A 13,276-nucleotide genomic window follows, 5' to 3' on the forward strand; every position below is an offset into this window, starting at 1 on the left:
CCCCTTGTCAGCACCTCAAAAAAACAAACCTTGCGAACCGCCCTCTTTCGAGTCTGGCAGCTTTGCAAGGCATCGTGCTGTCGATAGACGCTATTGTATAGGCGTTTTCCGACAGCACTTCACGAAATTGCAATTTTTTTCAACTGCAGAGGCGGCTCAGACCTTCCACTTCTCCAGCAGCTTCTCCGGGCGCAACGTGTCGTAGCCTTCGAATGGCTGGTGGATCCAGGGGTTGGTTGCCAGGAAATCCACCGAGTAATCCGGGGTGAAGGTGGAGACACCCTTGGTCCAGATCACCGCACTGCGCAGCTCGGTGATGGGCGCGTAGTTGTTCTTGAGCATGTTGATCACGGCCTTGAGCGTGTGGCCCGAGTCCGCCAGGTCATCCACCAGCAGCACGCGCCCGGCAATCTCGCCCTTGGGCGTCGTGATGAAGCGCGCGATATCGAGATGCCCCTGCTGCGTGCCGGCTTCGGCGCGGTAGGAGCTGGTCGACATGATGGCCAGGGGCTTGTCAAAAATACGGCTCAGGATGTCGCCAGGACGCATGCCTCCACGCGCAAGGCACAGGATGGTGTCGAATTCCCAGCCGGATTGGTGAATCTTGATGGCCAGTTTTTCAATCAGGCCATGGTATTCGTCGTAGCTGACATACAGGTGCTTGCCGTCTTCAGTAAGCATGGGTTTCCTCAATCAAAAGTAGCAACCAGGGCTCAGGCCTGGTAGGGGTTGTGCATCAGGATCGTGTGGTCGCGATCTGGGCTGGTCGAGACAACGGCGATCGGCACGCCGGTGACTTCGGCAATGCGGTCCAGATAACGGCGCGCATTGACAGGCAGCTTGTCGTATTCGGTGACACCCACGGTCGTGTCGGTCCAGCCAGGGATGGCTTCATAGATGGGTTTGCAACGCTCGATGTCGTCTGCACCCAGTGGCAGCAGGTCGATGCGTTCGCCGTCGAGCTCATAGCCCACGCACAGTTGCAGCTCTTCGATGCCATCAAGCACATCCAGCTTGGTGATGCACAGACCGGACAGGCCGTTGATTTGGGCGGAGCGCTTGAGCAACGCTGCATCAAACCAGCCGCAGCGGCGATAGCGACCGGTGGTGACGCCCTTCTCCGCGCCCACGGTGCTCATCACCCAGCCTGGCGTACCTTCCTTTTGCCATTCCAGCTCAGTCGGGAATGGGCCACCGCCGACACGGGTGCAGTACGCCTTGGTGATGCCCAGCACATAGTGCAGCAGGCCCGGGCCGACGCCCGCACCGGCGGCGGCATTGCCAGCCACGCAGTTGGACGAGGTCACATAGGGGTAGGTGCCATGGTCCACATCCAGCAGGGAGCCTTGCGCGCCCTCGAACAGCAGGTTGCTGCCTTCGGCGTGCAGTTGGTTCAGCTCGGACGACACATCGGCAATCATCGGCTTGATCAGCTCGGCGTGTTGCATCGCTTCGTTGTAGACGGCATCGAACTGGATCTCGCCATTCTTCATGTACGGAGCCAGTTGCGGACCGAAGTCAAACTTCTGCGAACCCAGCACGCTCACCAGAATATGGTTGTGCAGATTCAGCAGTTCGCGCAGCTTGGTGGCAAAACGCTCTGGGTGCTTGAGGTCCTGCACACGCAGTGCACGGCGGGCAATCTTGTCTTCGTAGGCGGGGCCAATGCCCTTGCCGGTAGTGCCAATCTTTTGCACACCGCCTTGTTCACGGGCTGCCTCACGGGCCACATCCAGCGCTTGGTGGAAAGGCAGGATCAGCGGGCAGGCTTCGGACACACGCAGACGATCACGGACCTGAACGCCGGCCTTCTCCAGGCCTTCGATTTCTTCAAACAGCTTGCCCACCGACAACACCACACCGTTGCCAATGAAGCACTTGACGCCGGGGCGCATGATGCCGCTGGGGATCAGATGCAGTGCCGTCTTCACGCCATTGATGACGAGGGTGTGGCCCGCGTTGTGGCCGCCCTGGAAGCGCACCACACCTTGTGCGCTCTCCGTCAGCCAATCGACCAACTTACCCTTGCCTTCGTCACCCCATTGAGTGCCAACCACAACAACGTTGCGACCTTTGGAGATAGCCATGTCTTTTCCCATCCAAGAACAAAATACGGTTAAATGCTGCGCACGATCCACTGGCCATCTACTTCGGCCAGTTCGCGGTCGCAATTGAATTCGTCGACTTCATCGTCATGCCCCGGCAACGCGCAGACCACGGTTTCGCCGGTCTGGCGCAAGCGGGCGATGACCTCACGCATGTCGTGGCGGTCCACCCAGGGCGCACGGATTGCGGCCTTCAGCGGGCGCGGCTCGACCACCGGCACCAGCTGCTTGATATCGAGACTGAAACCGACAGCGGGACGGCTGCGGCCAAAAGCAGCGCCCACTTCGTCATAGCGGCCACCACGCACCAGCGCGTCGGTCACCCCTTGCGCATAGATCGCAAAGCGCATGCCGCTGTAGTACGAGTAGCCACGCAGATCAGCCAGGTCAAACGTGACGGCCGGGCTGTCGATGCGGCTGGCCAACTGGCGCAGGTCGGCCAGAATGGGTGCTACACCCGGGATGGCCGCCAGCGCCTTTTCAGCCTCGGCCAGCACCTCCACATCGCCGTACAGCTGGAGCAAGGCGCGCAAACCGTCACGCTGTGCCTGCGGGAAATCGCGGGTCAGCGAGGCAAGCTCGGACGCATCCTTGACCGCGAGCGCCGCATGCACGCGGCGCAGGGTCGGCAGATCCACCAACAGGCCGGCGAGCAGACGCTGAACGATGCGCACATCGGCCAGATCCACGGAGAAGTCATGCAGCTGGGCGACGCGCAGCGACTGGGTCGCCAGCGCAATCACCTCCACATCCGCCTCCACCCCTGCATGGCCGTAGATTTCGGCACCGAACTGCAAAGGCTCGCGGGTGGCATGGGGACGGTCGGGCTTGGCATGCAGCACCGGTCCGCAGTAGCACAGACGCGTGACACCCTTGCGGTTGAGCAAATGGGCGTCGATGCGCGCGACTTGTTGGGTGGTGTCAGGGCGAATGCCCAGGGTGCGGCCCGATAGCTGGTCCACGAGCTTGAACGTCAGCAGATCCAGCGCTTCGCCGGATCCGGATAACAGAGAGTCCAGATGCTCCAGCAGCGGAGGCATCACCAGTTCGTAGCCGTAAGCACAAGCCGTGTCGAGCAGGCCACGCCGAAGCTCTTCGATGTGTCGCGCTTCAGAAGGCAGCACATCGGCAATGTGATCCGGAAGGATCCAAGCAGACATGGGGAATTGGGAGGGCTGTTAAAAACGTGATTCTACAGGGATGACAGCAGGCGATCCGCATTTCCTGCTCTCGGCACTGCGCCTTTGCGGCCATTACCCGGCTGAGTTCCTCGGGGTGCTATAAGAAACCCCAATGAAAAAAGCCACTTTGCGAATGCAAAGTGGCTTGATGAAGGCGCTATGCCGCGCTTACTTGGAGCCCGACGAGCGATAGCCCTTGAAGAAGTCCGAAGACGATGGATCGACCACGATCACGTCCGACTTCTTGTTGAAGCTGGACTTGTAGGCCTCCAGGCTGCGGTAGAACTGCGCGAACTGCGGGTCTTTGCCAAACGCGTCGGCATAGACCTTGGCCGCTTCGGCATCGCCCTCGCCCTTCAGGGCCTGGGCATCCCGGTAGGCATTGGCCACGGTCACTTCGCGCTGGCGATCGGCATCGGCGCGGATCTTTTCACCCACGGCGCCACCGGTCGAGCGCAGCTCATTGGCCACGCGCTTGCGCTCGGCTTCCATACGGCTGTAGACCGATTCGGTGATGGCCTCCACATAGTCGACACGCGTGATACGCACGTCGACAATGTCGATACCCCAGGGCTTGCTGCCCTTGACGGCTTCGAGCACTTCACGCTTGACGTCAGCCATCGTCTGCTCGCGCTTGCCGGAGATCATGTCCTGCACGGTACGGCGGTTGACTTCCTCCTGGAAGGCATTGCGCACCACACGGTTGAGCTGGATCGCGCCCTGGCCTTCGGTCGTACCCACATTGCGGATATAGGCCGATGGGTCGGTGATGCGCCAACGCACATACCAGTCAATCACCACACGCTGCTTTTCAGCAGTCAGCATCGATTCGGTGTCGGTGCTGTCCAATGTCAGCAGGCGCTTGTCCAGGTAGGTCACGTTCTGCAGCGGCGGCGGCAGCTTGAAGTTCAAGCCCGGCTCCGTGATGACTTCCTTGATCTGGCCAAGTGCATACTTGATGCCGAACTGCCGCTGATCGACCACAAACACGGTGGAGCTGAGCAACGCCAGCACCACCAGGACGGTTGAAGCTAAAAATCCCATTCGATTCACAAATCACTCCTAGCGCGACTCGCGGTCACGGGTACGGCTGGTATCACGGGCACGGGCATCGGGCACCGATGGTGCGGGCGCAGGTGCGCTGGTCGTGGACGCGTTCGAGCTGGCAGCAGCATCGCCTGCAGCAGCCCCGCCCTGGGTCTGTTGCATGATCTTGTCCAGCGGCAGGTACAGCAGGTTGGAGCCTTGCTTGGAATCGACCACCACCTTGGTCACATTGCTGTAGACCTGTTGCATGGTCTCCAGGTACAGACGATCACGCGTGACCACCGGCGCCTTCTGGTACTCGGCATAGATCGACGAGAAACGCTGGGCATCACCCTGCGCCTGTGCCACGATCCGCGCCTTGTACGCCGCAGCCTCTTCCATCAGACGCGAAGCCGTACCGGTGGCACGGGGCACCACATCGTTGGCATAGGCTTCGGCCTGGTTCTTGGTGCGCTCACGCTCCTGACCGGCCTTGAGCACATCATCGAATGCCGCCTGCACCTGCTCGGGCGGACGCACGCCGCCTTGTTGCAGATTGACGCCGACCACTTCGACACCGATCTTGTAGCGGTCCAGAATCACCTGCATCAGCTCGCGCACACGGGGCGCAATCTGGTCGCGCTCTTCCGCCAGTGCGGCGTCCATCTTCATCTTGCCGACCACCTCACGCACAGCGGTTTCAGCCACCTGGATGACGGTGTCTGCAGGCGCCTTGCTCTCGAACAGCCAGGCTCGGGCATCGCTCAGGCGGTATTGCACGGCAAACTTGATCTCGACGATGTTCTCGTCTTCGGTCAGCATCGCCGATTCGCGCAGGCCGGTGGTCTTGATGATGCTGTCGCGGCCCACATCGGCAGAGCGGATCTGCGAGACATAGACCAGCTCATGGCGCTGAACCGGGTACGGCAGGCGCCAGTTGATACCGGCATTGACGGTCTTGTGGTACTTGCCGAACTGCGTGATGACCGCCTGCTGGCCTTCCTGCACGATGAAAAAGCCGGTGCCCAGCCAGATCAGCGCAGCGACACCCACGATCAGGCCCAGGCCGACACCGGCGCCCTTGAACTCTGGCGGCTGGCTGGCATTGCCTCGTCCCGAGCCACCGCCTTTGCCACCGCCGAACAGACCACCGAGCTTCTTGTTCAGGTCCTGCCACAGCTCGTCCAGATCCGGCGCACCATTGGTGCTGGGTCGCTGGGCGTTGGGCCGGTTGTTTTGCTCGGGTGGGTTGTAGGGCGGACGGGAAGGCTCTTGACCTGCATTGCTGCTGTCGTCCTTGCCATCATCACCCCGCCCCCAGCGAGGATCGTTCAGGTTGAACATTCCGCGCAGGCCTTGCGGCAGCAAGGCCAGGCGCGGAAAACGTGAATGAAGTTTCATTAGCGATGTCTCTATGAATCAGCGTTACAAGCGCATGCAAGCAACCATTGTGGCACCCTAAGGAGCATTTCCCAGCAATTCGTCATCGGCATCTGGGGCTATCTCCCAGTTGCCGGCTGCATCAAGCGATGCCTGCCGCGCCAGCAAAGCCTGGGCCAGGTGCTCACGCACGGCCTCCAGCCCCTGCCCCTTGGCGGCACTGACAAAGAATCGTGGAACCTGCACCCCATCGAGCTCATAGCTGTCTGCAAGCGCTGGTGGCCGCCGGTCTGGCTCAATGGCATCCAGTTTATTGAATACCAGAACCTGCGGCACGTTTTCTGCCCCAATTTCCCGAAGAACCTTTTGGACTTGTTGTATTTGTTCCGGGTGGGCAGGGTTGGAGGCATCGACCACATGCAGCAGCAGATCTGCATCTACCGCCTCTTGCAGCGTTGCCTCGAAAGCATTGACCAGCCCGTGGGGCAGGTCCCGAATGAAACCGACCGTGTCGGAGATGGAGATGGAGCGCTGTGCCGACTCCAGGTACATCTGCCGCGTCGTCGTATCCAAGGTCGCAAACAACTGGTCAGCGGCATAGGCGCGTGCCTTGACCACGGCATTGAAGAAGGTCGATTTACCCGCATTGGTATAGCCGACCAGCGACACATTGAAGGTGTCATTGCGCTGCCGCTGGCGGCGCTGGGTACTGCGCTGCTTCTTGACCTTGACGAGCCGGTCCTTGGTCCGCTTGATCGCATCGTTGATCATGCGGCGGTCCAGCTCGATCTGCGTCTCACCCGGGCCGCCGCGCGTGCCAATGCCACCGCGCTGCCGCTCCAAGTGCGACCAGCGGCGCACCAGGCGGGTGCTGACGTACTGCAGCTTGGCCAGCTCGACCTGGAGCTTGCCCTCATGGCTGCGCGCGCGCTGGGCAAAGATCTCCAGGATCAGCAAGGTACGGTCATTGACCGGCATCTGCAAATGGCGCTCCAGATTGCGCTGCTGGGCCGGGCTGAGCGCCTGGTCGAACAGAATCTCGGTCGCGCCATAGGTCTGCGCCACCATGCGGATCTCATCGGCTTTGCCACTGCCCACAAACAGTGCGGCATCGGGCACCTTGCGCTTGCACACCAGGCGCGCCACCGGGTTCAAGCCGGCCGTTTGCGCCAGCAGACCCAGCTCTTCGAGTTCCGAATCGAAGTGCGGAAAACCAAAATCCACCCCGACCAGCATGACCGGGGTGGATTTATTGTCGTTGGAATTTTGTTGATTACTCAATGATGTAGAGCTTTCACCCGCGATTGGCGCGAGTGTGTTGCTATCAAAAGCGTTAGGCTGCAGCTTCGTTGTCTTGCGAGTCAGGTGCCGCGAAATTCACAGCACGACCGGGGACAATGGTCGAGATCGCATGCTTGTACACCATCTGGGTAACGGTGTTGCGCAGCAGCACAACGTACTGGTCAAAGGATTCGATCTGGCCTTGGAGCTTGATGCCGTTGACCAAGTAGATGGACACAGGCACATGCTCGCGGCGCAGAGCGTTGAGGAAGGGGTCTTGCAGAAGTTGGCCTTTGTTGCTCACGATATTCTCCGTGTTCGGACAGTGTTGTTGTAAAACGCCACCTTACCACAGTGGCAACCTAACTGAACGATAAATGGTTGTTTCATGTGATGGGTCTGTGGATCAGACCTCATCTCACTTGTACGCTATCAATCTTTGTCAGCGTAAGGGTTATGTGAGGTCTTGAATTCAATCCGCAAGGGGGTACCGATCAAATTAAATTCCTTGCGGAAACGCCCTTCCAGAAAGCGCTTGTAGGCATCGGTGATGTGTTCGAGCGAGTTGCCGTGGATCACGATCACCGGTGGGTTCATGCCCCCCTGGTGTGCGTAGCGCAGCTTGGGGCGGTAAGGCCCGATCTTCTTGGGCGTCTGGTACTGCACCGACTCCAGCAGCACACGCGTGAGCACCGGCGTGGGCATCTTGCAGAGGGCCGACTTGTGCGCCTGGGTCATCGAGGTCCACAACGGGCCCAGACCCTGGCGCTTCTTGGCCGAGATGAAATGCAGCGGGGCAAACTTGAGGAAGGACAGGCGCAGCTCGATCGAGCGCTCCAGCATCTGGCGGCCATAGTCGTCGAGCGCATCCCATTTGTTGACGGCCAGCACCACGGCGCGGCCGCTTTCCAGAATGTAGCCGGCGATGTGGGCATCCTGGTCGGTCACGCCTTGGGTGGCATCGAGCAGCAGCAACACGACGTTGGCGCCTTCAATGGCCTGCAGAGTCTTGACCACCGAGAACTTCTCGATCGCCTCGAACACGCGGCCCTTGCGGCGCAAGCCAGCGGTGTCGATCAGCTGGAACTTCTGGCCATTCTTCTCGAACGGCACCGCGATCGCATCCCGCGTGGTTCCAGCCATGTCGAAGGCCACCAGACGCTCTTCGCCCAGCCAGGTGTTGATCAATGTGGACTTGCCCACATTGGGGCGCCCTGCCACGGCCAGCTTGATGACCTGTTCGTCTTCTTCGGCTTCGGCATCCTCGTCCTGGTTGAGCCAGGGCAACTGCTCGAGCGCCATGTCGATCATCGTCCGGATGCCTTGGCCATGCGCAGCCGAGACCGGGAACACCTCGCCCAGACCCAGCTCGTAGAACTCGGCCAGCTGGCCGCCATCCTTCATGCCTTCGGCCTTGTTGCCCACCAGCATGGCGGGCTTGCCCAGGCGGCGCAGGTAGCCGGCAATTTCATGGTCCTGGGCCGAGAGGCCCAGACGCACATCGACGACGAACAGCACCACATCCGCCTCGGCCACGGCCTGGCGGGTCTGCTTGGCCATTTCCTTGAAAATGCCACTGGTCGCATCGGGCTCGAAACCACCGGTATCGATCACGATGTATTCGTGCTTGCCCTGACGGCCTTGGCCGTAGTGGCGGTCACGCGTCAAACCGGCAAAGTCGGCAACGATGGCGTCGCGCGACTTTGTCATCCGGTTGAACAAGGTGGATTTGCCCACATTGGGGCGCCCCACCAAAGCAATAACTGGCTTCATTCCTGACTACTTTTTCTTTTCTTACTCGGGCCGAAAGCCATACACCGCGCCATCATTCGTCTGCACCACCATGGTGTTGCCCGCCACGACCGGCGCCACGGAAATACCAGAGCTGTTGGTCGAGAAGCGGTTCAGTGGCGAGCCGTCTTTCTTGGACAGCATATGCACCGTACCCGAACTATCACCAAAAATCACAGAGCGGCCCAATACCAGCGGCTGGCTCAGCTTGCGGTAGCGCAGGCGATTGCTCGTCCACACCACGCTGCCGCCATCGTGCGCCCAGGCCGTGATCACGCCGTTGCCATCGGCACCAGCCACCACATCGGCATCACCGGAGATGCCATTGATACCGTCGGCACGCACGGTCCAGCGCAGCTGCGCCGTGGATGCGTCAATACAGCCCACCGCCATCTGGTAGGCACGGGTGCACAGCACCGAGCCCTGGCGCGCAACGCCGCCCACCAGCTCCACCAGACGCTCGACATCATTGGTGCCTCGGGGGCTGGCGATCGGCACTTCCCAGCGCAATGCACCGCTGTTGGGGTCGATACCGACAAAACGGCCCGACACGCCAGCGACCAGCGTGTCCTGGTAGGCGGTCAGCACGCCGCTTTGGCGCAGCACCAGCGCTTCCGTGGTCTTGGCCTGGCTCCACAGCGCCTGGCCGGAGGTCGCATCAAAGGCCTGGACCGAGCGGTCCGCGCTTTGCACAAAGATGCGCTCGCCCGCCACCAGCGGCGCGGTATAGACACGCGCTGTCAGGCGCTTGCGCCACATTTCCTTGCCCTGGCTCAGCGCGACGAGGTTGCCGTCTTCGGTCACCACCGCAGCCCATTTGCCATCGCTGCCTACGCCGGCCGAGAGCTTCTGGCCCACATTGACGCGCCACAGATCAGCACCCGTGTCCGCATTGACGGCGGCCACCTGGCCATCGGCAGAGGCCAAGGTCACCACATTGCCACTGACATTCATCACCAGGGTGGGATTGCTCTTGCCCATACGCTGCGTCCACACCTGCTGCACCGACAGCAGTGCGACATTGGGCTCAAGCTCGGCAGGCTTGCGCTTGTCCGACGAGAACAAAGAGCAGCCCGCAATGGCCAGGGCCACCGCCGATACCGTCAAAACCTTGGCTGCAGCAGCCGCTGCAGCATATGCCTGTTGTTGTTTCATGCGCACTGCCTTCTGCCATCCATCACTTCAGATCTTCGCCCAGCGCATTGAGCTTGACGGAGATCACGTTGCGGTATTCCACGCCCGGTTCGGTCTTTTGCAAAGCCGCCTTGTACGACTCAATGGCTTGCGCCTTGTCGCCCTTGGCCAGATAAACATCACCCTTGTGGTCTGCCACCACGGCATCGAACTCGGTCGGCATCTTGGTGCCCAGCACCTTGAGCGCCTCATCGTAGGCCTGGCTGTTGAGCAGCACCGCAGCCAAACGCACGCGGGCAGTGGCCTTGAGGCCCTCATCCGAAGCATTTTCTGCCACCCAGGTGAGCGCGGCCTTGGCATCGTCCATCTGGCCCTTGTCACCCGCAGCCTTGGCCACCAGCAGGCCGGCATGTGCCGCTTGCATGGTGCTGCCATAGTTGCTGCGCAGGTCGCCAAAGGCCTGGTCGATGCGGGTCTTGTCACCGGAGTTGACTGCAGCCTCGACCGCAGACGACAGCGCACTGGCTTGCGAGGCCTGGCGGTTCTGCCAGTACTGGTAGCCGTTCCAGGCGGCAAAGCCACCCAGCACAATCACCAGCACCGTGGTGATCAAGGTGCCCCACTTGCTCCAGAAGTGCTTGAGCTGGTCTATCTGTTCCTGTTCTTCCAGATCTAAATGCGTAGCCATATTGTTCTAAGGGAGTTGGTTCAAAAAATTGCTTGCAGCCGAGGCTGCACTTATGCGCGCAGTTGCGCTGCCCAGTGGGCCACGGCGTCGATCGCATGTTCGGCCTGGGCCCCCTCGCCATCGCGCAGTTGCTTGACGGTCACCATGCCGCGCTGCATCTCGTCGCTGCCAAAGATCAGCGCGCACGCGGCGCCGCTGGCATCGGCCTTCTTGAACTGCGACTTCATGCTGCCCAGGCTTCCTGCCACGGCCGAGCCATGCATCTGCACCCGCACCCCTGCTTGTCGCAAGGTCTGGATCACACGCATGGCTTGCGGCAGCAATGCTGCGTCCGGCAGGATAGCGTAGGCATCAATAGACGGGCGATCCCACTGGATATTCAGCTCCTTGATCAGCTCCAGAACGCGCTCGATGCCCATGCCCCAGCCCACGGCGGGCGCGGGCTTGCCGCCGATCTGCTCGATCAGGTAGTCATAACGGCCGCCGCCACAGATCGTGCCTTGCGAGCCGAGTTTGTCGGTGATGAACTCGAACACCGTCAGGTTGTAGTAGTCCATGCCGCGCACCAGGCGCGGGTTGACCGACCAGGCCACACCATTGGCGTCCAGAATGTCCTGCACGGCCTTCAAGTGGGCCTTGGAATCCTCACCCAGAAAGTCCAGCAGTTGGGGCGCAGCATTGACCATCGCCTGCATCGCCGGGTTCTTGGTATCGAGCACGCGCAGCGGATTGCTGTACATGCGGCGCTTGCCTTCTTCGTCCATCACATCGGTGTGCTGCTCAAAATAGGCCACCAATGCCTCGCGGTGGGCGCGGCGCTCCTCGGGCTGGCCCAGGCTGTTGAGCTCCAGGCGCACGCCTTCAATGCCCAGGTCCTTCCACAGCTGCGCCGCCAGCAGGATGACTTCGGCATCGAGCTCGGCGCCGCCAAAGCCCATGGCTTCAACGCCGACCTGGTGGAACTGGCGGTAGCGGCCTCGCTGCGGCTTCTCACGGCGGAACATGGCGCCGATGTAGAACAGGCGCTTGCCGCCGTCATAGAGCATGTTGTTCTCGACCACGGCGCGCACCACACCGGCGGTGCCTTCGGGGCGCAGGGTCAGGTGCTCGGCCTGGCCATGCTTGTCGGCCCGGTCTTCGAAGGAATACATTTCCTTCTCGACAATGTCGGTGACCTCGCCCAGACCGCGCACAAACAGCGCCGTGTGTTCCGCCAGCGGCGTGCGGATGTTGCGGTACGCGAAGCGCCCCATCAAGTCGCGCACCTTGCCTTCAAACCATTCCCACATGGCCGAATCGGGCGGCAGGATATCGTTCATGCCTTTGATGGCGGCCAGCTTTTCATTCATGCCCATGGGCTTCAATCTCTCTGTTCAGTATGCTTGCAAACACTTGCCAGGCCAGCAAGTGCAGCTATCAATTATCTACCTTGGCAGCACCGTAGCGGCGCTCCACATAGGCCTGCACGATATCGTGGAACTCCTGCGCAATGCGGTCACCGCGCAAGGTCATGGCCTTTTCGCCGTCAATGAAGACGGGCGCTGCGGGCGATTCGCCATTGCCCGGCAGGCTGATGCCGATATCGGCATGCTTGCTTTCACCAGGGCCATTGACGATGCAGCCCATCACGGCCACCTTCATCTTCTCGACGCCGGGGTACTTCACACGCCATACCGGCATCTGCGAGCGCAGGTGCTGGTCGATGTCGCGCGCCAGCTCCTGGAACGTGGTGCTGGTGGTGCGGCCACAGCCCGGACAGGCGGTGACGCTGGGCACAAAGCTGCGCATGCCCATCGCTTGCAGAATCTCGCTAGCGACCACCACCTCCTGCGTGCGGGCCTCGCCCGGCTGCGGGGTCAGCGACACGCGGATGGTGTCGCCAATGCCATCTTGCAGCAGGATCGACAGCGCAGCGGCCGAGGCCACCGTGCCCTTGGTACCCATGCCCGCCTCGGTCAAACCCAGGTGCAGGGCATAGTCGCAGCGTGCGGACAGGCCGCGGTAGACCGCCACCAGATCCTGCACGCCACTGACCTTGCAGGACAGAATGATCTGGTCGCCGTTCAGGCCCATTTCCTCGGCACGCTGCGCTGAGGAAATGGCCGAGGTGATCAGCGCCTCGTACATCACCTGGCGCCCATCCCAGGGTACGGCGCGGCGGTTGTTCTCGTCCATCAGCTCGGCCAGCAGCTCCTGGTCCAGGCTGCCCCAGTTCACGCCAATGCGCACGGCCTTGTCGTACTGCATGGCCGCCTCGATCATCTGGCCGAACTGCTTGTCCTTCTTGTCGCCCTTGCCTACATTGCCGGGGTTGATGCGGTATTTGGACAGCGCCTTGGCGCAGTCAGGAAACTCGGTCAGCAGGCGGTGGCCGTTGTAGTGGAAGTCGCCCACCAGCGGCACGTTCTCACCCATGCGGTCGAGCTGCTCGCGCACATAGGGCACCGCAGCTGCGGCCTCTGGCGTGTTGACGGTGATGCGCACCATCTCCGAGCCCGCCTGCGCCAGCTCCTTGACCTGGATGGCCGTCTCGATCACATCCACGGTGTCGGTATTCGTCATCGACTGTATGCGCACGGGCGCATCGCCCCCCACCGTCACCACACGGTCACCCCAGACCACACGGGCCTGGCGACTTTTGCGGGCGGCCGGCGCCACCATGGGCACGGGCAACAGGATGTTCTCTTCTT

12 protein-coding genes are annotated in these 13,276 nt (G+C 61.3%); all 12 read right to left on the minus strand.

Annotated elements, in window-relative coordinates; all coding sequences use genetic code 11:
- Positions 1-156 precede the first annotated feature (156 nt).
- Positions 157-681 carry a phosphoribosyltransferase gene (locus ACHWUQ_RS17600; RefSeq protein ID WP_239812392.1) on the minus strand — a complete coding sequence of 175 codons (525 nt, stop codon included), beginning with the start codon at positions 679-681 and terminating at the stop codon, positions 157-159.
- Positions 682-713: 32 nt separating this feature from the next.
- Positions 714-2,087, minus strand: a complete 1,374-nt coding sequence (locus ACHWUQ_RS17605) for an adenylosuccinate synthase (protein WP_239812393.1) — start codon at positions 2,085-2,087, stop codon at positions 714-716.
- A 29-nt stretch (positions 2,088-2,116) separates the two neighbouring features.
- On the minus strand, positions 2,117-3,265 hold the full coding sequence (locus ACHWUQ_RS17610; RefSeq protein ID WP_313335620.1) for an ATP phosphoribosyltransferase regulatory subunit: 1,149 nt from the start codon (positions 3,263-3,265) through the stop codon (positions 2,117-2,119).
- A gap of 189 nt (positions 3,266-3,454) precedes the next feature.
- Complete coding sequence (gene hflC, locus ACHWUQ_RS17615; RefSeq protein ID WP_230776001.1) at positions 3,455-4,339, minus strand: protease modulator HflC; 885 nt, start codon at positions 4,337-4,339, stop codon at positions 3,455-3,457.
- A gap of 9 nt (positions 4,340-4,348) precedes the next feature.
- Positions 4,349-5,713, minus strand: a complete 1,365-nt coding sequence (gene hflK / locus ACHWUQ_RS17620; protein ID WP_239812395.1) for an FtsH protease activity modulator HflK — start codon at positions 5,711-5,713, stop codon at positions 4,349-4,351.
- 57 nt (positions 5,714-5,770) lie between these two features.
- On the minus strand, positions 5,771-6,928 hold the full coding sequence (gene hflX, locus ACHWUQ_RS17625; protein ID WP_394682015.1) for a GTPase HflX: 1,158 nt from the start codon (positions 6,926-6,928) through the stop codon (positions 5,771-5,773).
- A 97-nt stretch (positions 6,929-7,025) separates the two neighbouring features.
- The gene (gene hfq / locus ACHWUQ_RS17630; protein ID WP_369460124.1) at positions 7,026-7,277 is read right to left on the minus strand and encodes an RNA chaperone Hfq; all 252 of its coding nucleotides are present in this window, start codon (positions 7,275-7,277) and stop codon (positions 7,026-7,028) included.
- Positions 7,278-7,405: 128 nt separating this feature from the next.
- Positions 7,406-8,746 carry a ribosome biogenesis GTPase Der gene (der, locus tag ACHWUQ_RS17635; RefSeq protein WP_239812396.1) on the minus strand — a complete coding sequence of 447 codons (1,341 nt, stop codon included), beginning with the start codon at positions 8,744-8,746 and terminating at the stop codon, positions 7,406-7,408.
- A gap of 21 nt (positions 8,747-8,767) precedes the next feature.
- Positions 8,768-9,919: an outer membrane protein assembly factor BamB gene (gene bamB / locus ACHWUQ_RS17640; protein ID WP_394681910.1), complete on the minus strand. Its 1,152-nt coding sequence runs from the start codon at positions 9,917-9,919 to the stop codon at positions 8,768-8,770.
- 22 nt (positions 9,920-9,941) lie between these two features.
- Positions 9,942-10,586: a YfgM family protein gene (locus tag ACHWUQ_RS17645; protein WP_394681911.1), complete on the minus strand. Its 645-nt coding sequence runs from the start codon at positions 10,584-10,586 to the stop codon at positions 9,942-9,944.
- Between the two features lie 50 nt (positions 10,587-10,636).
- On the minus strand, positions 10,637-11,941 hold the full coding sequence (gene hisS, locus ACHWUQ_RS17650; RefSeq protein ID WP_312461931.1) for a histidine--tRNA ligase: 1,305 nt from the start codon (positions 11,939-11,941) through the stop codon (positions 10,637-10,639).
- A 61-nt stretch (positions 11,942-12,002) separates the two neighbouring features.
- Positions 12,003-13,247 (minus strand): flavodoxin-dependent (E)-4-hydroxy-3-methylbut-2-enyl-diphosphate synthase, encoded by a 1,245-nt coding sequence (gene ispG, locus ACHWUQ_RS17655; RefSeq protein ID WP_312416116.1) that lies wholly within the window; start codon positions 13,245-13,247, stop codon positions 12,003-12,005.
- Positions 13,248-13,276: the final 29 nt, after the last annotated feature.

This window comes from uncultured Comamonas sp., from assembly GCF_964277875.1.
In the GTDB taxonomy this organism is placed as follows: Bacteria; Pseudomonadota; Gammaproteobacteria; order Burkholderiales; family Burkholderiaceae_C; genus Comamonas; species Comamonas sediminis.

What these genes read in the sequence shown, in the direction of transcription:
- ACHWUQ_RS17645 (WP_394681911.1), bottom strand. Translation starts at nt 10,586, where the DNA reads ATGGCTACGCATTTAGATCTGGAAGAACAGGAACAGATAGACCAGCTC.
- hisS (WP_312461931.1), bottom strand. Translation starts at nt 11,941, where the DNA reads ATGGGCATGAATGAAAAGCTGGCCGCCATCAAAGGCATGAACGATATC.
- bamB (WP_394681910.1), bottom strand. Translation starts at nt 9,919, where the DNA reads ATGAAACAACAACAGGCATATGCTGCAGCGGCTGCTGCAGCCAAGGTT.
- hflK (WP_239812395.1), bottom strand. Translation starts at nt 5,713, where the DNA reads ATGAAACTTCATTCACGTTTTCCGCGCCTGGCCTTGCTGCCGCAAGGC.
- ACHWUQ_RS17605 (WP_239812393.1), bottom strand. Translation starts at nt 2,087, where the DNA reads ATGGCTATCTCCAAAGGTCGCAACGTTGTTGTGGTTGGCACTCAATGG.
- ACHWUQ_RS17600 (WP_239812392.1), bottom strand. Translation starts at nt 681, where the DNA reads ATGCTTACTGAAGACGGCAAGCACCTGTATGTCAGCTACGACGAATAC.
- ispG (WP_312416116.1), bottom strand. Translation starts at nt 13,247, where the DNA reads ATGGTGGCGCCGGCCGCCCGCAAAAGTCGCCAGGCCCGTGTGGTCTGG.
- der (WP_239812396.1), bottom strand. Translation starts at nt 8,746, where the DNA reads ATGAAGCCAGTTATTGCTTTGGTGGGGCGCCCCAATGTGGGCAAATCC.
- hflX (WP_394682015.1), bottom strand. Translation starts at nt 6,928, where the DNA reads ATGCTGGTCGGGGTGGATTTTGGTTTTCCGCACTTCGATTCGGAACTC.
- ACHWUQ_RS17610 (WP_313335620.1), bottom strand. Translation starts at nt 3,265, where the DNA reads ATGTCTGCTTGGATCCTTCCGGATCACATTGCCGATGTGCTGCCTTCT.